We start from the raw sequence: 23,525 nt of genomic DNA on the forward strand, positions 1-23,525 counted from the left end.
GCCCTACGGCTCCTCCGCCTCCGGCAGCGGATCACCGGTCCAGGTCGTCGCGAAGGCGGCGAGCTGGCGGGCATCCGCGAAGGCCGCGACGGTCACGTCCCGCTCGGCCGGCATCGCTCCCGGATAGGGGGCGAGCAGGACGCGCACCCGGGCGAGGCGGCCGCCGGGGGCGTTCGCGTCGATCCAGGCCTGCGCGTCGGGGGTCAGCCGCTCCGGACCGTCGAGGGCCCGGGCGTCGGCGCGCAGCACGACCACGTAGGTTCCGAGGCTCGGATCGGCCTGCTGCACCGCTTTGACGATGTCGATCACGGGCTCTCCGCGAAGTCGTTGAGCTGCACCTGGGCCTGGGCCGTGGTGAAGTTCGGGATGTCGGCGAAGATCTCCTCGCCATGGGCGGCAACGGCCTTCTTGAAGGCGTCGGCCGATTCGAAGGTCAGCAGCGCCATCACCTGGAACGGGGCTGCGCCGCCGTCCGGGGTTCCGGCACCCTTGACCACCTTCGCGTCGTGGAGGCCCAGGGCCGACCAGCGCTCGCGCACCAGCGGCATGTGGTGGCCGAGATAGTAGCCCATGTCGAAATTCGGGCCGGCCGGATACATCACGCTGACCAGGATCATGCGGTCATCCTCCCTGTTGCGGCCCCCGTATCGCCGGGGTGCCGGTAAAACCATAGGGCGCCATCCCGAAAGGCAATCGCCGGCTCTCGGAAAGAGATGATGCCCGCTCCAACGCTCAGACCATCGCCCCGGATATCGGATCCGGGACGGTGCTTCAGTGCAGCTTCACCCGCGATTCGGTGCGGCGGGTGAGCGCCCGGGCCATGGCGTCGAGCGCCGTCTTGACGGTGCCGTGGAGCGCGCGCTCGTGCATCTTGTAGAGCGAGCGGTACATCATCCGGGCGAACAACCCGGCGATGAGCATGTTCTTGCCCCGGACGAAGCCCATCAGGCTGCCCACCGTCGAGTACTCGCCGAGCGACACGAGCGAGCCGAAATCCTTGTACTTGAACGGCTTCAAGGGCTTGCCGTCGATCTTGGCCTGGATCTGGCCGATGAGGTGGCTGGCCTGCTGGTGGGCGGCCTGGGCCCGGGGCGGCACGGGCCGGTCCGAGCCGGCCTCGACCAGATAGGCGCAGTCGCCCATCGCGAAGATATCGGGATCGCGGGTGGTCTGCAGGGTCGGGGCGACCACCAGCTGGTTGGTCCGCGTGGTCTCCAGGCCGCCGATGCCCTGCAGGAAGGGCGGCGCCTTCACGCCGGCCGCCCAGACCACCAGCTCCGACGGGATGAAGGTGCCGTCGGCGAGCTGCACGCCGTCGGCGCGCACCTCGGTCACCCGCGCCTTCACGCGAACGTCGACCCCGATCTTGTTCAGGAGCTGCATCACCTCCACCGAGAGGCGCTGCGGCACCGCCGGCAGGATCCGGTCGGCCGCCTCGACGAGGGTGATGCGGATGTCCTTGCTCGGGTCGATCCGGTCCAGCCCGGTGGCGACCACGTGGCGGAAGGTCCGGTGCAACTCGGCGGCGAGCTCGGTGCCGGTGGCGCCGGCGCCGATCACCGTGACGTGGAGCTGGCCGGGACGGACCGGCCCATCCTGCGTGTGGGCCCGCAGGGACGCGTTGACCAGGCGCTGGTGGAACCGCACCGCCTGGTCCTGGGTGTCGAGCGCGATGGCGTGCTCGGCGACGCCGGGCGTCCCGAAATCGTTGGTGGTCGAGCCCACCGCCATCACGAGGGTGTCGTAGGGGACCGAGCGCTCCGGCGTGACCTCGCGCCCCTCGGGGTCGTGGCTCGCGGCGAGCCGGATCGTGCGGGCCTCGCGGTCGAGGCCGGTCATGCTGCCGATGCGGTAGCGGAACCCGTGCATATGGGCGTGGTGCAGGTAATCGACGGCGTGGTGGCCGATATCGAGGCTCCCCGCCGCCACCTCGTGCAGCAGCGGCTTCCAGATATGCGTCCGGGCGCGGTCGACCAGAGTGATATGCGCGCGCTTGCCGCGCCCGAGCTTGTCGCCGAGCTTCGTCACCAACTGGAGCCCCGCGGCACCGCCACCGACCACGACGACGCGATGCAGGCCGGACTCGTTCTCGACGGGTACCATCGACACCCTTTCTCCCCCACGGGCCTGGATTGACGCCCCGGCCGGATTAAACGCCTCGGACGTCCGATTGCCACATCTGCCTGCCAAGAGCACGCCCGATCGAGCAAGAGCACGCCCGATCGGGCAGGCCCGATCCGCGCAGGGGCGGGATCCGGGCTCGCGCCTCAGACCGCGGGGGCGCCGGGCTGGCGCAGGGGATGCGCCTCGGCGACCTCCGGCAGGGCGAGGCAGGCCTCGGCGATCCGGGCGACCGTCGGGTAGGCCGCCGTTTCGACCCCGAAGATCCCGGTCCCGACCCAGAGGCTGACGAGGCAGAGGTCGGCGTGGCTCACCGCGTCGCCCTGGCAGAAGCGGCCGGTCCCCGGCTCGGTGGCGAGCCGGGTCTCGAGGGTCTTCAGGCCGGTCTCGAAGGCGTTGCGGAGGAAGGCCAGCATCCGGTCCCGGGGCAGCCCGTATTCCTCCATCAGGAAGGTGCGCACCCGCGGCACGTAGAGGGGATGCGTGTCGCAGGCGACGACCTGCGCGAGCGAGCGTACCCGGGCGCGGGCTCGCGGTTCCTCGGGCAGCAGGCGCACGCCGCCCTGCGTCTCCTCCAGATAGTCGAGGATCGCCAGGGATTGGGTCAGCGGCGGACCGTCGCCGTCGTACAGCGCCGGCACCGCGCCCTGCGGGTTGATCGTGCGGAATTCCGGCTTGTGCTGGTCGCCGGCATCGAGGTCGATGAAGGTCTCCTCGTAGGCGATGCCCTTCAGTTTCAGAGCGATCCGGACCCGGAAGGCCGCCGCCGAGCGCCAATTGCCGTACATGTGCATGGGAGGAGTTCCGGACTGCGGTGTCTTCGGCACCGATAGGCACGAAGACACCGCAGTTCGGCGCCCGCGGCAAGTCGAGGCGTCTGCAGATTTTCGCCTCGGTCCACGGGCCAGGAACTGCACGGGTACGTCATGTCCCGCGGGTCGTCACCCGGCGCTACGAGTTGCGCGTCTGCTGTCCGGCGGAGACCGATGCGGCCGCAGCCGACAACCGTCCGGCCTTCCGCTTGCGTTTCCGGCGAAGATCGCGCGGCTGCAGCGCTTCGAACGAAATCTTCGACGTGTCCTTGGAAGCCGCGTCGGTGGATGCCGCCGACGCGCGCCCGGCCTCGTCGTGGCGCGCCATATCGGGTCGCAGGATGTCGCGGCCGGCGACACACCAGCGCGCTGCGGCGGCGGCATGGATCTGGGCCGTGTGCAGAACGGGCACGGGATCGGGCTTGTTGAAGGCCAGGGCGATTTCCGGCGAGGCGACGATGATCCCGTCAACGCCCTGCGCCTCGAACTGGGACATGATCTGTTGGTAGGTATCGACTTCGAGCACTGTGCTCTCGCCGTTGTAGATGCGATTGCAGACTGAATAGTCGATATTGACCCAAAGGTTCTGGCTCGGAAGCACCACATCCAGATTGCAGGATCCCTGTCTGAGATCCTGGTAATACGGCCCGCTCATGGTCGCCGAGGTACCGACGAGGCCGACTTTTCTCAAGGACAGGCGCTGGATCTCATCGGCCAGCGCGTCATGAACCGGGATGACGGGCACGCCGAAATGGATCGGTTCCTCCGCAAGCGCGCATTGAAGCGTGTCGCTGGCGATCATCAGGGCATCGACGCCTTCGAGAAGCAGGTTCGCGGCGGCCTCCTTGATCTGGTCGACGATCAACGGCCAGCCGTCTTTCGAGAGCAGATGAATGATCGTGTCCGGGTCGAGGCTCCAGGTCACGAGGTCCGCAGCGGCACGGTTATTGGTTAGACTCAAGACGTGACGGTTGATCATCTGGTGGCATTCGATCGTCGAACGCCGGCTCAGGCCGCCGAGGACCCCCAATCGTCTTGATGTCGTGGTCATCTCGCGCCCTCCTGCTTGGCGTCGTGGATGTTCGTTCGGCCGAGATGAAACATTCGGGCCCAGGAACCTGTGCAAGCATCGGCCGTTCCCTGTCGGTCCGGTGGCGAAACCTGCGAATTCCTGAGCGCGTATCAGGCGCGGATAAAGCAAAGACCCGTGTCCGGAACGGCATCGTTCCAGGCTCGATATGTTCGAGCGGCGAGGCGAAGGTCAGAACACGATTCGCGCGCGAAACTCCATGAGGGGTGTCGTTGGTTCGAGGCCGGAATACGATCTCGATTCGTCGTCGGCACGCGGAAGACTGACCTATGTCAGTCTCCACCGGGCGGTGACTCGTCCGGACGCCGTCGCCTAAAGAGAGTGGTCTGAGTCGCGGGAAAAATCAAAGATTTTGTAGCTGTTTGTGTCTAATACTATATTGTTCGGGCGATGACTTGGCATGGCGCCGCGGCATGCCGCTTGAATGGAGCGCGCCCGACGGATGCAGTCTCGGCTGCGGTTTTGTGGGATGGGTTGCGCAGTATTGATGGAGAGATGTATCATCTTTCCACAAGGCGCACGATTTCGTGATTGAGTTTCTTTGACCGGATCGGCTAAAGATAGTTTCTTTCAAAAAATATCTTCGTGCGACGCTCACGCTTTGTTCCGGAGCGCTTGCCGGCTAATCCGGGTTCATAGGCGCGATGCCGGCGCAGACGACAGCGGGCGAACAGGCCGCAACGGTTCGGCGCACCGGGCGGAGGCCTCGTGAAATCGGCCCCGGGAGAGGCGCCCACATCCCCATTGCCGATGCGGCAGCCCGCAGCCCAGGGGGGCGACAAGCGCGGGGCGGCGGCCCATATCCCGGCTCGAGTCCGGAGAACCCACGATGGCCGATCAGCCCGATACACGCCGCTTCATCCCGCTGGGAATCGCGGTGCTCACCGTCTCGGACACCCGTCGCATGGCGGATGACCGCTCGGGCGATACCCTGAGCCAGCGCCTCACCGACGCAGGTCATCGGCTCACGGCCCGGGCCATCGTGCCGGACGAGATCCCGGCGATCCGCGCGCAGGTCGAGGCATGGCTGCGCGATCCGGCGGTCGACGTGGTGATCACCACGGGCGGCACCGGATTCACCGGCCGCGACGTGACTCCCGAGGCGCTGGAGCCGCTGTTCGAGAAGCGGATGGACGGCTTCTCGGCGGTGTTCCACCGGATCTCGTACGACAAGATCGGCACCTCGACCCTGCAATCCCGGGCCACGGCCGGGGTCGCGCAGGCGACGTACGTGTTCGTGCTGCCGGGCTCGCCGGGGGCGTGCCGGGACGCCTGGGACGGCATCCTGGCACAGCAACTCGATTACCGGCACCGCCCCTGCAACTTCGTCGAGATCATGCCGCGGCTCGACGAGCACCTGCGGCGCGGCGCCAGCATCACGGCGTGACGGCGTTGCCCTCCTTGCGGCGCAGCACCGAGTGCCTGCGTCCGTAGAAGAAGTAGATGACCAGCCCGATCGCCATCCAGATCACCAGGCGCAGCCAGGTGTCGAGGGGCAGTCCGACCATCAGCAGCAGGCAGAACAGGATGCCGAGGATAGGCACCACCGGCACGGCCGGGGCCCGGAACGGCCGCTTCATGTGCCGGTCGGTCCGGCGCAGGTAGATCACCGAGCCGCAGACCAGAATGAAGGCGGCCAGGGTGCCGATGCTGACCATCTCGCCGAGGATGTGGATCGGCACCAGCGCCGCCACGAGGGCGACCGCGGCGCCGATCAGCGCCTGGCTGCGATAGGGCGTCTGGTAGGTCGGGTGGACATGGGCGAACAGCTTCGGCAGCAGCCCGTCATTGGCCATGGTGAAGAAGATCCGGCTCTGGCCGTAGAGCAGGACCAGGATCACCGTGGTCAGGCCGGTGAGCGCGCCCAGCTTGATCAGCAACGCGAACCAGCCGATGCCGATGGCATCGACCCCCTTGGCGATCGGGTCGGGAACGTTCAGCTCCTTGTACGGCACCAGCCCGGTCAGGACGGCGGCCACGAGCACGTACAGGATGGTGCAGACGGCGAGCGAGCCGAGGATGCCGATCGGCATGTCCTTCTGCGGTTTGCGCGCCTCCTGGGCGGCGGTGGAGACCGCGTCGAAGCCGATGAAGGCAAAGAACACCACGCCGGCGCCGCGCAGGATGCCGCTATAGCCGTACTGCCCGAAGGTGCCCTCGTTCGGCGGGATCAGCGGGCTCCAATGCGCTATGTCGACATGGCCCCAGCCCAGCGCGATGAACGCGACCACCACGGTGAGCTTGACCGCCACCATGATGTTGTTGAACCGCGCCGATTCCTTGGTGCCGCGCATGAGCAGGATCGTGATCAGCGCCACGATCACCACGGCCGGCAGGTTGAACAGGGCGGTGCCGCCGCCGTCGATCGCCGTGCCCGGCGCGTGCGCGAACCGGGCCGGGATCACGATGCCGACATCCTTCAGCAGGCTCGTGACGTAGCCCGACCAGCCCACCGCCACCGTGGCGGCGCCCATGGCGTATTCGAGGATCAGGTCCCAGCCGATCAGCCAGGCGAAGAACTCGCCCAGCGTCGCGTAGGTATAGGTGTAGCTCGATCCGGCCACCGGGATCAGCGCGGCCATCTCGGAATAGCAGAGGCCGACGAACGCGCAGGCGATGCCGCCGAGCACGAAGGACAGCATGATCCCGGGCCCGGCATACTGCGCCGCCGCGGTGCCGGTGAGCACGAAGATGCCGGCGCCGATGATCGCCCCGATCCCCATCGCGGTGATCGAGAGCGCCCCGAGCGTCTTCGAGAGCTGCTGCTCGCCCTCGCCGCTCTCCAGGATGTCGTCGACGGACTTCCGCCCCATCAGGCCCGAGGAGTCCATCGGCGCATCCTTCCCTGCGGCGCAACGGGTGCGGCGCTCGCCTATAAGCGCCAGTTCAGCAAGTTTTCTGCCATCGCACCAGGGAATTTCACCGCGCGTGCGCGGATAACGGCAAGTCGAGCTGCGACATTCTGTCGATCAGGGCCGGTCGATCCGGGCGATCAGCGGCCTGACCTTGAGGCGCGGCGCGAACACCGCGCCGGCCCGCAGCGCGTCCCGCCGCACCACGTCGCCGGGCCGGGCCCGCCGGGCGCCGAGAACGGCTTCGATGCGGCCGACCAGACCGGCAATCCAGCCCGCGGCCGGGCGGTGCAGGCGGCCGAGCCCGGTCTCCGGACGGGCCGTGCCGACGAAGCGGTCGAGGGTGCGGATCCAGCCCTCCGCCGGGACGTCGCCGGCCTCCAGGCACAGCACCCAGTCCCGCCGGGCCGCCGCGGCGCCGGCCGCATAGGGGCTCGCGCCACGATGCAGCACCAGGGTCGCCCCGGTGGCGTCCGCGATGGCGGCGGCCGCCTCGCTCTCCCGGCCGGTCACGATCACCGCGTCGCCGATCAGGCCGCCGGCGACGCCCGAAACGAGCACGCTGAGCGTGTCGGCCAGGCGGTCGATCGCGTCCGGATCGGCCGGGTCGGCCAGATAGGTCACGGCGGAGAGCATGAGCGCGCCCATAGACGATTCTGCGCGGCGGTAAACCGCTGCGCCGCGTCTCGGAGGTGATGCCGGGCCTTGAAGCTGCCGCGCGGGCGGCTTTGCCTGAAATTAAGGCGTTGGCCGCGTCTCCGTTCGCGCTATGTTCTGATCGAGGAACCAGGCGGCGCAACATGGCAGACAGTCCGAGCGGATCCATTCCCGAGGCGTCTTTGCGCCTCGGCCCGAGCGCGCGGCCTCCGGAGGCTCGGCGCGGGCGCGGCGCCACCGCCAACCAGACGAGTCGCTACGACGCCGCGCGCGAGGTCTTCCAGGACGGCGATTGGGAGGCGGTTGCCCCCGCCCCCCTGCGCACCCAGGTCACCCGCGAGCGCACGGCGCGGATCATCGCCCGCAACACCTCGCCGGACATCCCGTTCGACCGGTCGGTCAACCCGTATCGCGGCTGCGAGCACGGCTGCATCTACTGCTACGCGCGGCCGACCCATGCCTGGCTCGGTCTGTCGCCGGGGCTCGACTTCGAATCGCGGATCGTCGCCAAGCCCGACGCCGCCCGGGTCCTGGCGCGGGAGATCGCCGCGCCGGGCTACCGGCCGGCGACGATCGCGCTCGGCACCGCCACCGATCCCTACCAGCCGGTGGAGCGGGAGCACCGCATCACCCGCGCCGTGCTGGAAGTGCTGCGGGAGGCCCGCCATCCCGTCGGCATCACCACCAAGTCCGACCTCGTGCTGCGCGACCTCGACATCCTGGCCGAGATGGCGGCCGAGAACCTCGTGCTGGTGGCCGTCTCGCTGCCGACGCTGGACCCGCACCTCGCCCGGCGGCTCGACCCACGGGCGCCGCGGCCGGAGAAGCGGCTCTCCGCGATGCGGCGCCTGAGCGAGGCCGGCGTGCCCGTGATGGTCAACGTCTCGCCGATCATCCCGGGGCTGACCGACCACGAGATCGAGGCGATCCTGGCTTGCGCCCGGGAGAACGGCGCGAGCCGCATCGGCCATGCTTTGCTGCGCCTGCCGGGCGAGGTCGCCGACCTCGTGGCCGATTGGTTCGCCGAGCACTATCCCGAGCGCCGGGCCCGGGCCTTCGCGCTGCTGAGCCAGGCCCGGGGCGGCCGCGAGAACGATCCCCGATTCGGCCACCGCTTCCGCGGGGAGGGGGCCTATGCCGAGATGATCGGCCAGCGGGTTCGCCTCGCCGGCGGCCGGCTCGGCTTCGCCTTCGGGCGGATGGCCCTGAACGAGGCGGCGTTCCGCAAGCCGGGGGCGCAGCTCGCGCTGTTCTGACGGGACGCTCGCCCGGGATCCGCGGGAGCGATTGCCGGTGCGGTACCGGCCGCACGAAAGTCGACCTTCGCTCCCGACGCGGATTCCGCCGGGAGAATCAGATCTCAGCCGATGGGCCACGCAATGATGGCCGTGCCGGCATCCGTCTCAAGTGAGATAGCGAGCGCATTTCCAGGGAAAAGCAATTCCTGCGGTACAGTATTTACCAATGGAAAGTGTCACACATTCGTGTTGCAAACGTCGTGATTCGGATCCAGAGAGATTATGCCGCTGATAGATCTTTAGAGTTTTTCTAAAATAGGATCGAAAATCATCCGGCAACACATTTTCATCTTGATGGAACCGCTTCCGATGTCTCGTGGGCAACCCTTCACGTTCGCCGGCTTCGAGCTCACGACCCTGACGATCGGCAAGATCCTGTGCGCGACCCTGTTCTCGATGAGCGTCATGCTGATCGCCTCGGGGGTCTCGACCCTGCGTGACGCTCAGGTCCAGGCGGACCAGAGCCATCGCGTGGTGGCGTTGACCGAGGCGAGCCGGACGCTACTCAAGGATCTCCTGGCCATCCGCATGGAGCGGGGCCGCACGCTCCAGGCCCTGAAGGCCGCCGAGCCGATTCCCGGTAAGGACGCGGCGCTGATCGCCGCCCAGCGCGCCACCATCGCGACCGGTCTCGCCCAGCTCGCGACGCTTGCCCGCGAGGTGGATGCGCCCACGGTGCTGGCGAAGGTCGAGCCGCTGCAGCGGGCCTACGAGGCCACGCTCAAGCTGCGCCCACAGGTCGATGCCGCTCTCGCGGTTCCGGCGGCGCAGCGGCCCGCCGGCACGCTGCCGGCCATCGCCGAGGCGTCGCAAGCGCTGCTCGACGCCTTCCTGGCGACGAACGACGCGGTCGACGCCGTCATCCCGCGCGGGGATGCGAGCCTTGCGCATTATCTCGACCTGAAACGCGCCGCCTGGGCGTCGCGGGCCCTGATCGGCGGCGTGGTCGTGCGGATCGAAGCCGCCGTCGCCGCCGGCACCCCGTGGTCGCAGGCGGATGTCGTCGCCGCGGCCGAGGAGCGCGGTCGGCTGGCCGCCGCCTGGGCCGGCGTCGTCGCGGCCGCCGCCGATGAGCCGTCGAACACGGTCCGGGCCGCCTTCCGCAAGGCGAAGGCCGACAATTTCGAGGGCGAGGCCGAGGCGCGCCGCCGGGCCGCCACGGAGGCGCTCTCGCAGGGCCGGCCGACCGGCCTGTCCATCGACGACCTGCGCATCCGGCACACCGCCGAGGTGAACACGATCGCCGACCTGGCCACAGCCGCGCTCGACGCGCTGGTCGATCGGGCCCAGGCGCTGACCGAGGAGGCGCGTGCCGCGCTGTTGCGGACCGCCCTGTTCCTGATCGCCGCTCTGCTGCTGACCGGGTTTGGCACGCTGATCGTGGTTCGGCGGGTGCTGCGGCCGATCCGCAGCATGACCGGAGCGATGCGCGCCCTGGCCGACGGTGACGCCTCCGTCGTGGTTCCGGCCCGGGAGCGCCGGGACGAGATCGGCGCCATGGCCGGCGCCGTCCAGGTGTTCAAGGACAACCTGCTCCGGACCCGGCAGCTCGAAGCCGAGGCGGAGGAGGCGCGCCGCAGTGCCGAGGGGCAGCGCCGGGCCGTCATGCGCCAGATGGCCGAGACCTTCGAGGCCGCGGTCGCCGGCATCGTCACCCAGGTCTCGTCGGCCGCGACCGAGTTGCAGGCCACGGCCTGGCAGATGACCGCGAGCGCCCAGCAGACCGCCAGCCAGTCCGGCACGGTCGCGGCGGCGGCCGAGCAATCCGCCTCCAACGTCAACACCGTGGCGAGCGCCGCCGAGCAGCTCGGCAGCACCGTCGAGGAGATCGGCCGCCAGGTGCAGGACTCGACGGCCCTGGCCCAACGGGCGGTCGGCGAGTCCGACCAGACCGCCGCCCTCGTGTCCGAGCTGAGCGCCGCCGCCGCCCGGGTCGGCGACGTGGTGCAGCTGATCGCCTCGATCGCGGCGCAGACCAACCTGCTGGCGCTCAACGCCACGATCGAGGCCGCGCGGGCTGGCGCGACCGGACGGGGTTTCGCTGTGGTGGCCGCGGAGGTGAAGGAACTCGCCGGCCAGACCGCAAAGGCGACCGAAGAGATCGCCAGCCAGATCGGCCGGATCCAGGGCGTCACCGGCGAGGCCGTGGGAGCGATCGGCGCGATCACCGGCCGGATCCGGGAGATCAACGCCGTTGCGACCACGATCGCGGCCGCGGTGGAGCAACAGGGCGCGGCGACGCGGGAGATCGTCCGCAACGTCACCCAGGCGACAGCGGGCACGCAGGAGGTCACCGGCAACATTGCCGGCGTGGCCCAGGCCGCCGGGCAGACCGGCGCGGCGGCCGAGCAGGTCCTCGCCTCGGCCACCGGGCTGTCGCGCCAGTCCGAGCAACTCGCGGCCGAGGTGGATCGCTTCCTCGCCAATGTCCGGGCCGCCTGAATCCGGGCGGGCGTCGCGCTGCGTCGGGGCTACCCTTCCGAGACGACGCACAGGTTACGAGACCAGATTCGGCCGGCCTGTTCCCCGCGCCGAAGCGGTCCGGTGATTGTTTCGCGGTCCGTCATGCAATAGCGCGCGGCTCAAGGCACAAATTTGCTCGTGTCAAGAAATAAATAATCGCCGTCTTGCAAAATTGTGCATGGTAAAAGCGCAGAACAACATCGTTTACGGCTGCGCGATCCGAGATAAACAGACGCTCATCTCGCACGGTTGAGGTTGTTCGATGAGCCGACCCAGGGCATTGGCCGATTTGGTGTCGATCCTGCTTGGATCGGTCGTGGCTTCGATGGGTTTGGCCCTGTTGGCCGGCGGGGCATACTTGGCGTGGCTCGGCGGCAGCTGGTATTTCGTGGTCATGGGCGCCGCGATGCTTGTCTCCGGCATCCTGGTCGCCCAGCGCCGGCGCGAAGGCGCGCTGCTCTACGGGGCGGCGTTCGTCCTCACCGGGGCCTGGGCGGTCTGGGAGGTCGGGTTCGCGTTCTGGCCGCTGGTCTCGCGGCTGTTTGCGCTGGCGGTGCTCGCCTGCGTGGTCGCCCTGGTCGCACCGCTGCTCGATCGATCCGGCAGCGTCGCGTGGCGCCGGGCCTCCCTGGGCCTCGCCGCCGCTGTGGCACTCGCCCTGGTGGCGACCACGCTGCGGGCGTTCCAGCCGGCGCCGATCATCGCCGCGACCGAGGTTGCGGCGGTGCATCCGGCGACCCAGGCGGGGCCGCAGGTCGATTGGGCGGCCTGGGGCAACACCAATGCCGGCACACGCTTCGCCGGGCTGACCCAGATCGACGCCACCAACGTCGCCCAACTCCAGCCGGCCTGGACCTTCCGCACCGGGGACATCGCCGTGAGCAACGGCTTCGGCGCCGAGGACCAGACCACGCCGCTCCAGATCGGCGACACCGTCTATGTCTGCACGCCCAACGACATCGTCATCGCGCTCGACGCCGATACCGGCGCGCAGCGCTGGCGCCACGATCCGAAGGCGAGCGCCCCGCAATGGCAGCGGTGCCGCGGGCTCGGCTATCACGATGCGGGTGCCGCGGAGGGTGGAAAGGTCTGCCCCCGCCGCCTGCTGCTCGCCACGATCGACGCGCGCCTGATCGCCCTCGACGCCGCCACCGGCCAGCCCTGCACCGATTTCGGGACGGGCGGCACGGTCGATCTCAAGACCGACATGGGTGAAGTCAAATCCGGCTACTACACGCAGACCGCGGCGCCGCTGATCGCCGGCGATCTCGTGGTGGTGGGCGGCCGGGTCGCCGACAATATCGAGACCGGGGAGCCCGGCGGCGTGGTCCGGGCCTACGACGTCGCCAGCGGCGAGCTGCGCTGGGCCTGGGACCCGGGCAACCCGGCGACCACCCGCCTGCCGCCGCCGGGCGAGACCTATACGCGCGGCACGCCCAACGTCTGGACCAGCATGGCGTATGATTCGGCCCTGGGCCTGATCTACGCGCCCACCGGCAACGCGACGCCCGACTTCTTCGGCGGCCACCGCACCGCGCAGGACGATGCCACCAACTCGTCGATCTTCGCGCTGGACGCGGCGACCGGGCGGCCGCGCTGGCACGTCCAGCTCGTGCACAAGGACCTGTGGGACTTCGACGTGCCGGCCCAGCCGGCGCTCTACGACCTGCCCGACGGCAACGGCGGCACCGTGCCGGGGCTGATCGCCGCCACCAAGCACGGCCAGATCTTCCTGCTGAACCGCGCGACGGGGGCGCCGATCGCGCCGATCACCGAGCGGCCGGTGCCGCAAGGCAATGTGCCGGGCGAGCATTACGCGCCGACGCAGCCCTATTCGGACATGCCGTCGATCGGCACAGAGACCCTGACGGAAGCCGACATGTGGGGGGCGACGCCGTTCGACCAACTCCTGTGCCGGATCCAGTTCAAGACCATGCGCCACGAGGGGACCTTCACCCCGCCGGGCTTCGACACCGCGCTCCAGATGCCGGGCTCGCTCGGCGGCATGAACTGGGGCAGCACCGCGATCGACATGAGCCGGGACTACCTGATCGTGAACGACATGCGGCTCGGCCTGTGGAACCGGCTGATCCCGAGGGAACAGGTCGAGACCGGCAAGGCCGCCGGCACCGAGATGGGCCTGTCGTCGATGCGCGGCACGCCCTACGTCTCCCTGCGCAACCGCTTCGTGTCGGCGCTGAACGTGCCGTGCCAGAAGCCGCCCTTCGGCACGCTGACCGCCATCGACCTGAGGGCGCGCCGCATCGCCTGGCAGGTCCCGCTCGGCACGGTCGAGGATACCGGGCCGCTGGGGATCAAGATGCACCTGCCGATCCCGATCGGCATGCCCTCGCTCGGCGGGTCCCTGGTGACCGGCTCGGGCCTGATCTTCTTCGCCGGCACCCAGGATTACTACCTGCGGGCGTTCGATGCCGCGACCGGCCGCGAGGTCTGGAAGGGCCGCCTGCCGGTGGGCAGCCAGGGGGCGCCGATGACCTACCGGTCGCCCAAGACCGGTCGGCAATACGTTGTGATCACGGCCGGCGGCGCCCGCCAGTCCCCCGACCGCGGCGACTACGTGGTCGCCTACGCGCTGCCCGCCGATTCCGGATCGAAGTGATCCGGTTCGAAGACGGCAAAATCGGGGTTCCCAAAGGGCTGGCTCTTTGGCGGGGTTCGGGGGCGGAGCCCCTGGATGCATCGGTCGAAGCCCGACAGCAGGGCTCTGCCCTGCACCCGCAGGTCCCGACCTTTTGAAACCTAGCCGAACCCGCGGGTGAAGCTGAGACGGTGGTGCGGGCTCCGGCCCAGGGCCGTCAGGCCAGCGCGGTGCAGGGCCGTGCCGTAGCCGACATTGCGCTCCCAGCCGTAGCCCGGATGGCGCTCGGCCAGCCGGCGCATGAGGTCGTCGCGGAAGACCTTGGCGACGATCGAGGCGGCGGCGATCTGCGGCACCAGGGCATCGCCGCCGACCACCGCGCGGCCCGGCAGGCCGGGCAGGGCGTCCCGGCCGTCGACCAGGACCGGCGCCGCAATGCCGAGGCGTGCCACCGCCCGCGCCATGGCGTCGAGGGTCGCGGCGCGGATGTTGATCTGGTCGATCAGCGCCCGGGAGCCCGCCGCCACGGCAACCCGGGCATGGGCACGGATCAGGGGCGCTAGCTGGGCGCGAACCGGCTCGGGCACGCGCTTGCTGTCGTCCAGGGCGCCCAGCAGGGCCGGGGGGATCGCATTCGGGTCGAACCAGACCGCGGCCACGACCACCGGTCCGCACAGGGCGCCGCGCCCGACCTCGTCGCAGCCGATCACCGGCGGGTAATTCTTGGCGCGGGCCGGGTCGAAGGGCGGGGTGAGGATGGATCTGGTTCGCTTCACGGGCGGCATGCGGCCGTCCTGCCATCCCGCGCGGCCGTCGTCACGGTTCAGGCGGCGTTCCGGGTGCCCCGCTCGCCGCCATGCGCCTCGATGATGTTGCCGAAGAACTGATCGGCGCTGACGTCCCAGCCGCGGCGCAGGGCCTCCTGCCGGCACTCGGCCCGGGACAGGCGGAGCGCCGCGAGCGCGGCCGCGCGCAGGTCGTGGTCGAGGATCCCGACCCGGGTCCCACTCAGCACGTCGTTGGGTCCCGGCACCGGGAAGGCGGCGATCGGCAGGCCGCAGGCCATGGCCTCCAGGAGCACGATGCCGAACGTGTCGGTGAGGCTCGGGAACACGAAGGCGTCGCAGGCGGCGTAGACCGATGCCAGCGCCGCGCCGGTCCGCGTGCCGAGGAAGCGCGCCTCCGGAGCCAGGGCCTGCAGCCGCGCCCGGTCCGGCCCGTCGCCGACCACGACTTTGGTGCCGGGCAGATCGAGGCTGAGGAAGGCGGCGAGGTTCTTCTCGACGGCGAGCCGGCCGACATAGAGGAACAGCGGCCGCGGCAGTTGTGCCAGTTCCGCCGGCGGCGGCTCGCCGGGGGCGGCCGGGCGGAACCGCTCGGTGTCGACCCCGCGGGTCCAGCGCATCAGGTGGGTGAAACCCCTGGCCTCCAGCTCCGCCTGGAGGGTCGGGGTGCTGACCATCGTGCCCCGGGCCGCGCCGTGGAAGCTGCGCAGATAGGCGTAGGACCACGCCTCCGGCACCGGCAGCCGGGCCGCGAGGTATTCCGGAAACCGCGTGTGATAGCTCGTGGTGAAGGGCAGCCCGTGGGCCAGGCAGTGGCGCCGGGCCGCGAAGCCGATCGGCCCCTCGGTGGCGATATGGACATGGCTCGGCCGCTCCTTGGCCCAGCGCGCCGCCACCCGGTCCCGTCCGGCCAGGGCCAGGCGGATCTCCGTGTAGCCCGGCAGGGGCAGCGAACGGAAATCGGCCACCGAGAGCAGGGCCGTCTCGAAGCCGTGCTCGGGCGCCCGGCGGACCATCTGCTCCAGGGAGCGGACCACGCCGTTGACCTGCGGATGCCAGGCGTCGCTGGCGATGAGGAGCTTCACCGAGCGATCCCTCACGCCACCGCGCGCCGGCCCGTCACGGCCCGCGGCGCAGCCTCGGCCTCGCGCGCCCGCAGGATGCTCGGATAGTGCAGCACCTCGATGCGGCCGTCGTAATGCTCGATCAGCCCGGTGCAGGATTCCACCCAGTCACCGGTGTTGAGGTAGCGCAAATCGCCGATCGCCCGGTCGGCGGCGTGGTGGATATGCCCGCAGATCACGCCGTTCGCGCCCTGGCGACGCGCCTCCTCGGCCAGGATCGTCTCGAACCGGCCGATGAAGCTGACGGCGTTCTTCACCCGCAGCTTCGCCCAGGCCGAGAGCGACCAGTAGGACAGGCCGACCCGTCGCCGGATCCGGTTGATCACGGTGTTGAGCGTCAGGGCCAGCGTGTAGGCGCCGTCGCCGAGATGGGCGAGCCAGGGCGAGTGCCGCACCACCATGTCGAACTGGTCGCCGTGGATCACCAGGTAGCGCTGCCCGTCGGCCGCCTCGTGGATCGCGGTCTCGGCGATCTCGATGCCGCCGAAATTGGTGCCGACGTAGTCTCGCAGGAACTCGTCGTGGTTGCCCGGCAGGTAGACGATCCGGGCGCCCTTGCGCACCTTGCGCAGGAGCTTCTGGACGACGTCGTTGTGTTCCTGCGGCCAGTACCAGCCGGAGCGCAGCTGCCAGCCGTCCACGATGTCGCCGACCAGGTAGACCGTGTCGGCGTCGTAATCGCGCAGGAACGACAGGAGCAGCCCGGCCTGGCAGCCGCGCGTTCCGAGATGCAGGTCCGACAGGAACAGCGTGCGGACCCGGACCGGCATCTCCTCATCCTCGGCCACGTCACCCTCCCGGCGGTCGAACGGTGCCGGGATCCAGAGCGCGATCACGTCTCAGTTTGATGACGCGGGGGTGGATCGCTGTGGGTGTTGTGGTGCGCTGCAGCGGAAGTTCTCAAGCCCGAATAGCTGGCGTTGCGGCGCACAAAAAATTTTTTTACCGCGATCCCGAAGTTTTTCCGGTTTTGCTTCCGAGCTTCGCCGCCTCATAATACCAGATAACCGGTGGCTCGGCGTGAGCCGGGCCGGACGCGTACTGGAAGGCGGCCAGGGTGCCTTGAGACGAGGCGCCGTAGAACGGGACGGCATTTCGGAGGCGACCGGCGCGCGGGGGCGCGCCGCGACGCGAGCGGCACGAGGCCGCCTGCCGCTCCGCTGAGCCCCCCGATCCACGGATGACGCGGATGACGTTCGGGACGCTGCGGTCTGCCGCGGCCACCGGCGCCGCTCGCAGGATGCCCGACACGGCCGCCGAGGACGTTCGAACGAACCGGCGCGGGTCCGCCCGCGCACAACAGAGTTTTTGGAGGAAACACCATGGCCGCAACCCGGCGCCCCGGTCGCAACCATCTCTTCATCCCCGGCCCCACGAACATCCCGGACCGCGTCCTGCGCGCGATGCACGTGCCGTCCGAGGATCACCGCTCGCCGGGCTTCCCCGAGCTGGTGAAGCCGCTGCTGCAGGACGCCAAGATCGTGTTCGGCTCGACCGCCGGGACGGTCATCCTGTTCCCGTCTTCGGGCACCGGCATCTGGGAATCGGCCCTGTCCAACACCCTCTGCCGCGGCGACAAGGTGCTGACGTCCCGCTACGGCCAGTTCAGCCACCTCTGGGTCGACATGGCCCAGCGCCTCGGCCTCGACGTGATCGTCCAGGAGGAGGAATGGGGCACCGGCGCCGATCCGCAGAAAATCGAGGAGGCGCTCCGGGCCGATAAGGACCACGCCATCAAGGCCGTGATGGTCGTCCACAACGAGACCGCCACCGGCGTCACCAGCGACATCGCCGCCGTGCGCAAGGCGCTCGACGCCGCCGGCCACCCGGCGCTGCTGTTCGTGGACGGCATCTCGTCGATCGGCTCGCTGCCGTTCTACATGGACGAGTGGAAGGTCGATTGCGCCATCGCGGGCTCGCAGAAGGGCTTCATGCTGCCGGCCGGCCTCGGCCTGATCTGCATCAGCCCCAAGGCGCTGAAGATCGCCGAGGGCGGCACCGGCCGCAACGACCGGCTCGGCCACGCCTACTTCGCCTGGAAGGACCAGCTCGCGGCCAACGCCACCGGCTACTTCCCCTACACCCCGGTCCTGCCGCTGCTCTACGGCCTGCGCGAGGCCCTGGCGATCGTGAAGGAGGAGGGGCTGGAGAACATCTACCACCGCCATCACGTCCTCGCCGAGGCGACCCGCCAGGCGGTGGCGGCCTGGGGCCTCAAGCCCTGCGCCAAGGAGCCGAAGTGGAACTCCGACACGGTCACGGCGATCGTGGTGCCGGAGGGCGCCGACGCCGCCAAGGTGATCACGCATGCCTACGAGCGCTACAACCTCTCGCTGGGCGCCGGCCTGTCGAAAGTTGCCGGGAAGGTGTTCCGGATCGGCCACCTGGGCGACCTGAACGAGCTGTCCCTGCTCGGCGCTATCGCGGGCGCCGAGATGGCGATGCTCGATTGCGGCATCAAGGTCACGCCGGGCTCGGGCGTCGCCGCGGCATCGAGCTACCTGCGCGAGAATCCGCTGCACAAGGCGTAATTCACGCCCGTCGTCGAAGCGGGGTCGGCTTGCCGGCTCCGCTTCGACGCGCAAGTAAGAACAAGAATCCCGAGGAAACCGCCCGTCGCCCGAGAGGGGATCCATGACGAAGAAAATCGTGTTCCTGGACCGTGAGTCCCTCGACGCGACGGTCCGGCCGTTCAGCTTCCCGCACGAATATGTCGAGCACGACTCGACCTGGACGCCGGAGGACACGGTGGCTCGGCTCCAGGGGGCGGAGATCGCGCTGATCAACAAGGTCCCGATGCGGGCCGAGACCCTGAAGCAGCTCCCCGACCTGAAGCTGATCGCGGTGGCCGCGACCGGCACGGACGTGGTCGACAAGGCCCAGGCCAAGGCCCAGGGCATCACCGTCGTCAACATCCGCAACTACGCGTTCAACACCGTGCCCGAGCACGTGGTCGGGCTGATGTTCGCCCTGCGCCGGGCGATCGTGCCTTACGCCAACTCCGTGAAGCGGGGCGATTGGGCGAAGTCCAAGCAGTTCTGCTACTTCGATTATCCGATCTACGACATCGCGGGCTCGACGCTCGGCATCGTCGGCTACGGGGCGCTCGGCAAGTCGATCGGCAAGCGCGCCGAGGCGCTGGGCATGAAGGTCCTGGCCTACGACGTGTTCCCGCAGGACGGGCTGGTCGATTTCGAGACGATCCTGACGCAGTCCGATGTGATCACGCTGCATGTGCCGCTCACCCCCGACACCAAGGGGATGATCGGCGCCGCCGAGCTCAAGCGGATGAAGAAGAACGCCATCCTGATCAACACCGCCCGGGGCGGGCTGGTGGACGAGGCCGCGCTGCTGGCCGCGCTCAAGGACGGCACCATCGCGGGGGCGGGCTTCGACGTGGTCGCGCAGGAGCCGCCGAAAGACGGCAACATCCTGTGCGAGGCCGACCTGCCGAACCTGATCGTGACCCCGCACGTCGCCTGGGCCAGCAAGGAGGCGATGCAGATCCTGGCCGACCAGCTCGTCGACAACGTCGAGGCGTTCGTCGCCGGCAAGCCGCAGAACGTGGTGGAGTAGGGCTCGGGCTCTCCCTCCCCCCTCTGTGGGGGAGGGTGGCCCCCGGAGGGGGTCGGGAGAGGGGAGCGACGGCGCCGAAGCGGGCTGCGCCCCTCATGCCGGTCGCGCCTCTTCCGGAAGCCGGGTTCCCCTCTCCCGACCCCTTGCTGACGCAGGGGCCACCCTCCCCCGCAGAGGGGGGAGGGAGACGCGCGGAGCCGAGTTCTGACATTTAGGCCGTCCGCTCCCCTCGAGATTGGGAACGGATCGAGAAGACATCACGACGGCGCCTCACAGGCGCGACGGATAAGGTCCAAAAAGCATGACAAAGAAGCTGCTGTTCCTGTTCGACACCGATGCCGTGCCGAACGTGTTCGACACGGTCGTCGGCTACGATGGCGGTGCCGACCACATCACCGGCTACGGCGGCGTGAATCCGGACAATGTCGGCGCGCTGGTCGATGGCACGATCTACACCCGCGGCGGCTCCGAGAAGAAGTCGACGGCGATCTTCGTCGGCGGCGGCAGCATGGCGGCCGGCGAGGAGCTGTTCACCGCCGTCAAGAAGCGCTTCTTCGGCCCGTTCCGGGTCTCGGTCATGCTCGATTCCAACGGCTCCAACACCACGGCAGCCGCCGGCGTCGCCCTTGTGGCCAAGGCCGCCGGCTCGCTTCAGGGCAAGACGGCCGTCGTGCTGGCGGGCACCGGCCCGGTCGGCATGCGCTCGGCCGCGCTGCTCGCCGGCGAGGGCGCCGAGGTGACGATCGCGGGCCGCGCCCTCGACAAGACCCAGGCCGCCGCCGACGCGATCAATGCGCGCTTCAAGGTCAACGTGAAGGCCGCCGCGACGCCGGACGAGGCCTCCCGCATCGCCCTGGTGAAGGGCAAGAACCTCATTTTCACGGCCGGTGCCATCGGGGTCGAGCTGCTGCCCGAGGCCGCCTGGGCCCAGGATCCGGCGGTCGAGATCGTCGCCGACTACAATGCCCAGCCCCCGACCGGGATCGGCGGCATCGAGGTGATGGACAAGGGCAAGGACCGTAACGGCAAGAAGGCGTTCGGGGCGCTCGGCATCGGCGGCCTGAAGCTCAAGCTGCACCGGGCCTGCGTCGGCCAGCTCTTCGAGAGCACCGAGCAGGTGCTCGATGCCGAGGAGATCTACGCGCTCGCCAAGTCGATGGCCTGAGGAGGCGCCGGTGACCGACACGCGTCCCCCCGAGACCGACAGCATCGAGACCTTCCTGACGGGGCTGGCGAGCGCCGCCCCGACCCCCGGCGGCGGCGGCGCGGCGGCGATCTCCGGCGCCATGGGCGCGGCCCTGGTCTCGATGGTCTGCAACCTCACCATCGGCAAGAAGAAGTACGTGGAGGTCGAGGCCGAGCTGAAGGACGTGCTCGCCCGGTCCGAGGGCCTGCGGGTCGTGCTCACGGGCATGATCGGCGAGGACGTCCAGGCCTTCGACGCCGTGATGGGCGCCTACGGCCTGCCCAAGGGCACCGACGACGAGAAGGCGGCCCGCGCCACGGCGATCCAGGCGGCGCTGAAGACGGCCACCGACGTGCCGCTTTCCTGCTGCCGGGCCTGCCGGACGGTGATCGACCTCGCGGCGATCACCGCCGAGAAGGGCAATCTGAACGTCGTCTCCGATGCCGGCGTTGCGGTGCTCTCAGCCTATGCCGGCCTGCGCAGCGCGGCGCTGAACGTCTACGTCAACGCCAAGGGGATCGAGGACCGGGATTTTGCCGACGAGCGGCTCCAGGAACTCGAAGGCCTGCTGGCCGAGGCCGGCGCGCTGACCGAGAAGGTCTACGGGGTCGTCAAGGCCAAGGTGAACTGAACCGAGCCGCACCCGCCACGGGTGCCGCAAATGGATCGATAGTCGAGGCCGGGTGCATTGGGCGCCCGGCCTTTCTTTTTGCCGAAATGCTGCGGTGCAATAGTGGCGCCGACGTGTTTTGCATCCGCGAAAAAGGCCGCCTGAACCGGCGGATCAAAAAATTTGACGGGCGTAATCTTCCCACTCAACTAAAGTAGACGGCGACAAACGGCGGCAACGACCGCGGAGGAGGCGCCGAATGGACGTCCACGAGTACCAAGCCAAGGAGCTGCTTGCGAGCTTCGGTGTGGCGGTCCCGAAGGGCGCCATCGCGTTCAGCCCGGACCAGGCGGTCTACGCCGCCACCGAGCTCGGCGGCTCGTTCTGGGCCGTGAAGGCGCAGATCCATGCGGGCGCCCGCGGCAAGGCCGGCGGCATCAAGCTGTGCCGGACCTACAACGAGGTCCGCGACGCCGCCAAGGAGCTGCTGGGCAAGCGCCTCGTCACCCTGCAGACCGGCCCCGAGGGCAAGCCGGTCCAGCGGGTTTATGTCGAGACCGCCGACCCGTTCGAGCGCGAGCTCTATCTCGGCTACGTGCTGGACCGGAAAGCCGAGCGCGTGCGCGTCATCGCCAGCCAGCGCGGCGGCATGGATATCGAGGAGATCGCCGCCAACGAGCCGGAGGCGCTGATCCAGATCGTCGTCGAGCCGGCGGTGGGCCTGCAGCAATTCCAGGCCCGGGAGATCGCCTTCCAGCTCGGCCTGAACATCAAGCAGGTCTCGGCCGCGGTGAAGACCATCATGAACGCCTACCGGGCGTTCCGCGACTGCGACGGCACGATGCTGGAGATCAACCCGCTGGTCGTCACCAAGGACGACCGCGTTCTGGCCCTCGATGCCAAGATGAGCTTCGACGACAACGCGATGTTCCGCCGGCCGGGCATCGCCGACATGCACGACCCGTCGCAGGGCGATCCCCGCGAGGCGCAGGCCGCCGAGCACAACCTCAGCTATATCGGGCTTGAGGGCGAGATCGGCTGCATCGTCAACGGCGCCGGGCTGGCCATGGCGACCATGGACATGATCAAGCACGCGGGCGGTGAGCCGGCGAATTTCTTGGATGTCGGTGGTGGTGCTTCTCCGGAACGCGTCGCGACGGCGTTCCGGCTGGTGCTGTCGGACCGCAACGTGAAGGCGATCCTCGTCAACATCTTCGCCGGCATCAACCGCTGCGACTGGGTCGCCGAGGGCGTGATCCAGGCTGCCCGGGAGGTGAAGATCGACGTGCCCCTGGTGGTGCGCTTGGCCGGCACGAATGTCGAGGCCGGCCAGAAGATCCTGGCCGAGAGCGGCCTCGACCTGATCACCGCCGACACCCTGTCGGACGCGGCGCGCAAGGCGGTCGACGCCTGCGACGCCGCCAAGAAGAACCGCTGAGGGGAGACCACGCCATGAGCATCCTCATCGACGAGACCACCCCGATCATCGTCCAGGGCATCACGGGCGACAAGGGCACCTTCCACGCCAAGGAGATGCTGGACTACGGCACGAACGTCGTGGGCGGCGTCACCCCGGGCAAGGGCGGCCGCACCCATCTCGGCCTGCCGGTGTTCAACACCGTCAAGGAGGCGGTCGCCGCCACGGGGGCCACCACCTCGATCACCTTCGTGGCGCCGCCGTTTGCGGCGGACGCCATCATGGAGGCGGCCGATGCCGGCCTGCGGCTGGTCTGCTCGATCACCGACGGCATCCCGGCCCAGGACATGATGCGGGTGAAGCGCTACCTGATGCGCTACCCGCGGGATCGCCGCACCATGGTGGTCGGCCCGAACTGCGCCGGCATCATCTCGCCCGGCAAGGCGATGCTCGGGATCATGCCCGGCCACATCTACCTCAAGGGCAATGTCGGGGTGATCTCGCGCTCGGGAACCCTGGGCTACGAGGCCGCCTCGCAGCTCAAGGAGCTCGGCCTCGGGATCTCGACCTCGGTGGGCATCGGCGGCGACCCGATCAACGGCTCGTCCTTCCTCGACCACCTCGCCCTGTTCGAGACCGATCCGGACACCGACGCGGTGCTGATGATCGGCGAGATCGGCGGCCCGCAGGAAGCCGAGGCCTCGGCCTGGATCCGGGACAACATGTCGAAGCCGGTGATCGGCTTCGTGGCCGGGCTCACGGCCCCCAAGGGCCGCCGGATGGGCCATGCCGGGGCGATCATCTCGGCGGCCGGCGACAGCGCCGCCGAGAAGGCCGAGATCATGCGTTCCTACGGCCTGACCGTGGCGCCCGATCCCGGCTCCTTCGGCCAGACCGTCGCCGACGTGCTCGCCCGGGCGGCGTAGCTGTCTCAA

General features: G+C 69.2%; 20 protein-coding genes. 10 read left to right on the top strand and 10 right to left on the bottom strand.

The genetic code is table 11. The features are described 5' to 3' along the window. Positions 1–3 precede the first annotated feature (3 nt). The 5 genes from LGR69_RS25155 to LGR69_RS25175 all read right to left on the bottom strand — a co-directional run bounded on the left by LGR69_RS25155 (position 4) and on the right by LGR69_RS25175 (position 3,984). On the bottom strand, positions 4–309 hold the full coding sequence (locus LGR69_RS25155; RefSeq protein WP_230367721.1) for a hypothetical protein: 306 nt from the start codon (positions 307–309) through the stop codon (positions 4–6). After that, the gene (locus LGR69_RS25160; protein ID WP_007559606.1) at positions 306–617 is read right to left on the bottom strand and encodes an EthD family reductase; all 312 of its coding nucleotides are present in this window, start codon (positions 615–617) and stop codon (positions 306–308) included. The genes LGR69_RS25155 and LGR69_RS25160 overlap by 4 nt, the downstream gene beginning before the upstream one ends. 154 nt (positions 618–771) lie before the next feature. Beyond that, complete coding sequence (locus LGR69_RS25165; RefSeq protein WP_050734419.1) at positions 772–2,103, bottom strand: NAD(P)/FAD-dependent oxidoreductase; 1,332 nt, start codon at positions 2,101–2,103, stop codon at positions 772–774. 164 nt (positions 2,104–2,267) lie between these two features. Next, complete coding sequence (maiA, locus tag LGR69_RS25170) at positions 2,268–2,915, bottom strand: maleylacetoacetate isomerase (RefSeq protein ID WP_230367722.1); 648 nt, start codon at positions 2,913–2,915, stop codon at positions 2,268–2,270. Positions 2,916–3,072: 157 nt separating this feature from the next. Next, positions 3,073–3,984, bottom strand: coding sequence for an aspartate/glutamate racemase family protein (locus tag LGR69_RS25175; RefSeq protein ID WP_230367723.1), 912 nt, complete (start codon positions 3,982–3,984; stop codon positions 3,073–3,075). A gap of 868 nt (positions 3,985–4,852) precedes the next feature. Here LGR69_RS25175 and moaB point away from each other — a divergent pair. Beyond that, positions 4,853–5,410, top strand: a complete 558-nt coding sequence (gene moaB, locus LGR69_RS25180; RefSeq protein WP_230367724.1) for a molybdenum cofactor biosynthesis protein B — start codon at positions 4,853–4,855, stop codon at positions 5,408–5,410. Here the strand turns inward: moaB and LGR69_RS25185 are convergent. Beyond that, positions 5,400–6,854 (bottom strand): amino acid permease, encoded by a 1,455-nt coding sequence (locus LGR69_RS25185; RefSeq protein WP_230367725.1) that lies wholly within the window; start codon positions 6,852–6,854, stop codon positions 5,400–5,402. The two genes, moaB and LGR69_RS25185, sit on opposite strands and share 11 nt — an antisense overlap. 138 nt (positions 6,855–6,992) lie before the next feature. Further along, positions 6,993–7,523 (bottom strand): hypothetical protein, encoded by a 531-nt coding sequence (locus tag LGR69_RS25190; protein WP_230367726.1) that lies wholly within the window; start codon positions 7,521–7,523, stop codon positions 6,993–6,995. A 152-nt stretch (positions 7,524–7,675) separates the two neighbouring features. Here LGR69_RS25190 and LGR69_RS25195 point away from each other — a divergent pair, with 152 nt between their 5' ends. The 3 genes from LGR69_RS25195 to LGR69_RS25205 all read left to right on the top strand — a co-directional run bounded on the left by LGR69_RS25195 (position 7,676) and on the right by LGR69_RS25205 (position 13,913). After that, positions 7,676–8,788 carry a PA0069 family radical SAM protein gene (locus tag LGR69_RS25195; protein WP_230367727.1) on the top strand — a complete coding sequence of 371 codons (1,113 nt, stop codon included), beginning with the start codon at positions 7,676–7,678 and terminating at the stop codon, positions 8,786–8,788. Positions 8,789–9,139: 351 nt separating this feature from the next. Continuing rightward, positions 9,140–11,272, top strand: coding sequence for a methyl-accepting chemotaxis protein (locus LGR69_RS25200; protein ID WP_230367728.1), 2,133 nt, complete (start codon positions 9,140–9,142; stop codon positions 11,270–11,272). A gap of 283 nt (positions 11,273–11,555) precedes the next feature. After that, positions 11,556–13,913, top strand: coding sequence for a membrane-bound PQQ-dependent dehydrogenase, glucose/quinate/shikimate family (locus tag LGR69_RS25205; protein WP_230367729.1), 2,358 nt, complete (start codon positions 11,556–11,558; stop codon positions 13,911–13,913). A 140-nt stretch (positions 13,914–14,053) separates the two neighbouring features. On the opposite strand, the gene LGR69_RS25210 is transcribed toward LGR69_RS25205, so the two are convergent. Genes LGR69_RS25210 through LGR69_RS25220 form a run of 3 tightly spaced genes read right to left on the bottom strand, consistent with a single transcriptional unit; the run spans position 14,054 to position 16,589 of the window. Continuing rightward, positions 14,054–14,677 carry a ribonuclease HII gene (locus LGR69_RS25210; protein ID WP_230367730.1) on the bottom strand — a complete coding sequence of 208 codons (624 nt, stop codon included), beginning with the start codon at positions 14,675–14,677 and terminating at the stop codon, positions 14,054–14,056. 38 nt (positions 14,678–14,715) lie between these two features. Next, positions 14,716–15,762 carry a glycosyltransferase family 4 protein gene (locus tag LGR69_RS25215; RefSeq protein WP_230367731.1) on the bottom strand — a complete coding sequence of 349 codons (1,047 nt, stop codon included), beginning with the start codon at positions 15,760–15,762 and terminating at the stop codon, positions 14,716–14,718. An 11-nt stretch (positions 15,763–15,773) separates the two neighbouring features. After that, positions 15,774–16,589 carry a UDP-2,3-diacylglucosamine diphosphatase gene (locus tag LGR69_RS25220; RefSeq protein ID WP_007559582.1) on the bottom strand — a complete coding sequence of 272 codons (816 nt, stop codon included), beginning with the start codon at positions 16,587–16,589 and terminating at the stop codon, positions 15,774–15,776. Positions 16,590–17,123: 534 nt separating this feature from the next. On the opposite strand from LGR69_RS25220, the gene LGR69_RS25225 reads away from it, so the two are divergent. The 6 genes from LGR69_RS25225 (at position 17,124) to sucD (ending at position 23,516) form a co-directional block, all read left to right on the top strand. After that, a complete protein-coding gene (locus LGR69_RS25225) occupies positions 17,124–18,332 on the top strand; it encodes an aminotransferase class V-fold PLP-dependent enzyme (protein WP_007559580.1) in 1,209 nt (402 codons plus the stop codon). A gap of 103 nt (positions 18,333–18,435) precedes the next feature. Then, complete coding sequence (locus LGR69_RS25230) at positions 18,436–19,377, top strand: D-2-hydroxyacid dehydrogenase (RefSeq protein WP_007559578.1); 942 nt, start codon at positions 18,436–18,438, stop codon at positions 19,375–19,377. A gap of 301 nt (positions 19,378–19,678) precedes the next feature. Further along, the gene (locus LGR69_RS25235) at positions 19,679–20,542 is read left to right on the top strand and encodes an NADP-dependent methylenetetrahydromethanopterin/methylenetetrahydrofolate dehydrogenase (protein ID WP_007559576.1); all 864 of its coding nucleotides are present in this window, start codon (positions 19,679–19,681) and stop codon (positions 20,540–20,542) included. Between the two features lie 10 nt (positions 20,543–20,552). Next, positions 20,553–21,194, top strand: coding sequence for a methenyltetrahydrofolate cyclohydrolase (fchA, locus tag LGR69_RS25240; protein ID WP_091858299.1), 642 nt, complete (start codon positions 20,553–20,555; stop codon positions 21,192–21,194). A gap of 238 nt (positions 21,195–21,432) precedes the next feature. After that, positions 21,433–22,611, top strand: a complete 1,179-nt coding sequence (locus LGR69_RS25245) for a malate--CoA ligase subunit beta (RefSeq protein ID WP_230367732.1) — start codon at positions 21,433–21,435, stop codon at positions 22,609–22,611. Positions 22,612–22,625: 14 nt separating this feature from the next. Next, positions 22,626–23,516, top strand: a complete 891-nt coding sequence (gene sucD / locus LGR69_RS25250; protein ID WP_007559569.1) for a succinate--CoA ligase subunit alpha — start codon at positions 22,626–22,628, stop codon at positions 23,514–23,516. Positions 23,517–23,525 lie beyond the last annotated feature (9 nt).

The sequence above is a fragment of the Methylobacterium brachiatum genome (assembly GCF_020523825.1).
Taxonomy (GTDB): domain Bacteria; phylum Pseudomonadota; class Alphaproteobacteria; order Rhizobiales; family Beijerinckiaceae; genus Methylobacterium; species Methylobacterium brachiatum.

What these genes read in the sequence shown, in the direction of transcription:
- sucD (WP_007559569.1), top strand. Translation starts at nt 22,626, where the DNA reads ATGAGCATCCTCATCGACGAGACCACCCCGATCATCGTCCAGGGCATC.
- LGR69_RS25175 (WP_230367723.1), bottom strand. Translation starts at nt 3,984, where the DNA reads ATGACCACGACATCAAGACGATTGGGGGTCCTCGGCGGCCTGAGCCGG.
- LGR69_RS25245 (WP_230367732.1), top strand. Translation starts at nt 21,433, where the DNA reads ATGGACGTCCACGAGTACCAAGCCAAGGAGCTGCTTGCGAGCTTCGGT.
- LGR69_RS25205 (WP_230367729.1), top strand. Translation starts at nt 11,556, where the DNA reads ATGAGCCGACCCAGGGCATTGGCCGATTTGGTGTCGATCCTGCTTGGA.
- LGR69_RS25235 (WP_007559576.1), top strand. Translation starts at nt 19,679, where the DNA reads ATGACAAAGAAGCTGCTGTTCCTGTTCGACACCGATGCCGTGCCGAAC.
- LGR69_RS25160 (WP_007559606.1), bottom strand. Translation starts at nt 617, where the DNA reads ATGATCCTGGTCAGCGTGATGTATCCGGCCGGCCCGAATTTCGACATG.
- LGR69_RS25185 (WP_230367725.1), bottom strand. Translation starts at nt 6,854, where the DNA reads ATGGACTCCTCGGGCCTGATGGGGCGGAAGTCCGTCGACGACATCCTG.
- maiA (WP_230367722.1), bottom strand. Translation starts at nt 2,915, where the DNA reads ATGCACATGTACGGCAATTGGCGCTCGGCGGCGGCCTTCCGGGTCCGG.
- LGR69_RS25195 (WP_230367727.1), top strand. Translation starts at nt 7,676, where the DNA reads ATGGCAGACAGTCCGAGCGGATCCATTCCCGAGGCGTCTTTGCGCCTC.
- LGR69_RS25190 (WP_230367726.1), bottom strand. Translation starts at nt 7,523, where the DNA reads ATGGGCGCGCTCATGCTCTCCGCCGTGACCTATCTGGCCGACCCGGCC.
- LGR69_RS25230 (WP_007559578.1), top strand. Translation starts at nt 18,436, where the DNA reads ATGACGAAGAAAATCGTGTTCCTGGACCGTGAGTCCCTCGACGCGACG.
- LGR69_RS25210 (WP_230367730.1), bottom strand. Translation starts at nt 14,677, where the DNA reads ATGCCGCCCGTGAAGCGAACCAGATCCATCCTCACCCCGCCCTTCGAC.
- moaB (WP_230367724.1), top strand. Translation starts at nt 4,853, where the DNA reads ATGGCCGATCAGCCCGATACACGCCGCTTCATCCCGCTGGGAATCGCG.
- LGR69_RS25165 (WP_050734419.1), bottom strand. Translation starts at nt 2,103, where the DNA reads ATGGTACCCGTCGAGAACGAGTCCGGCCTGCATCGCGTCGTCGTGGTC.
- LGR69_RS25225 (WP_007559580.1), top strand. Translation starts at nt 17,124, where the DNA reads ATGGCCGCAACCCGGCGCCCCGGTCGCAACCATCTCTTCATCCCCGGC.
- LGR69_RS25200 (WP_230367728.1), top strand. Translation starts at nt 9,140, where the DNA reads ATGTCTCGTGGGCAACCCTTCACGTTCGCCGGCTTCGAGCTCACGACC.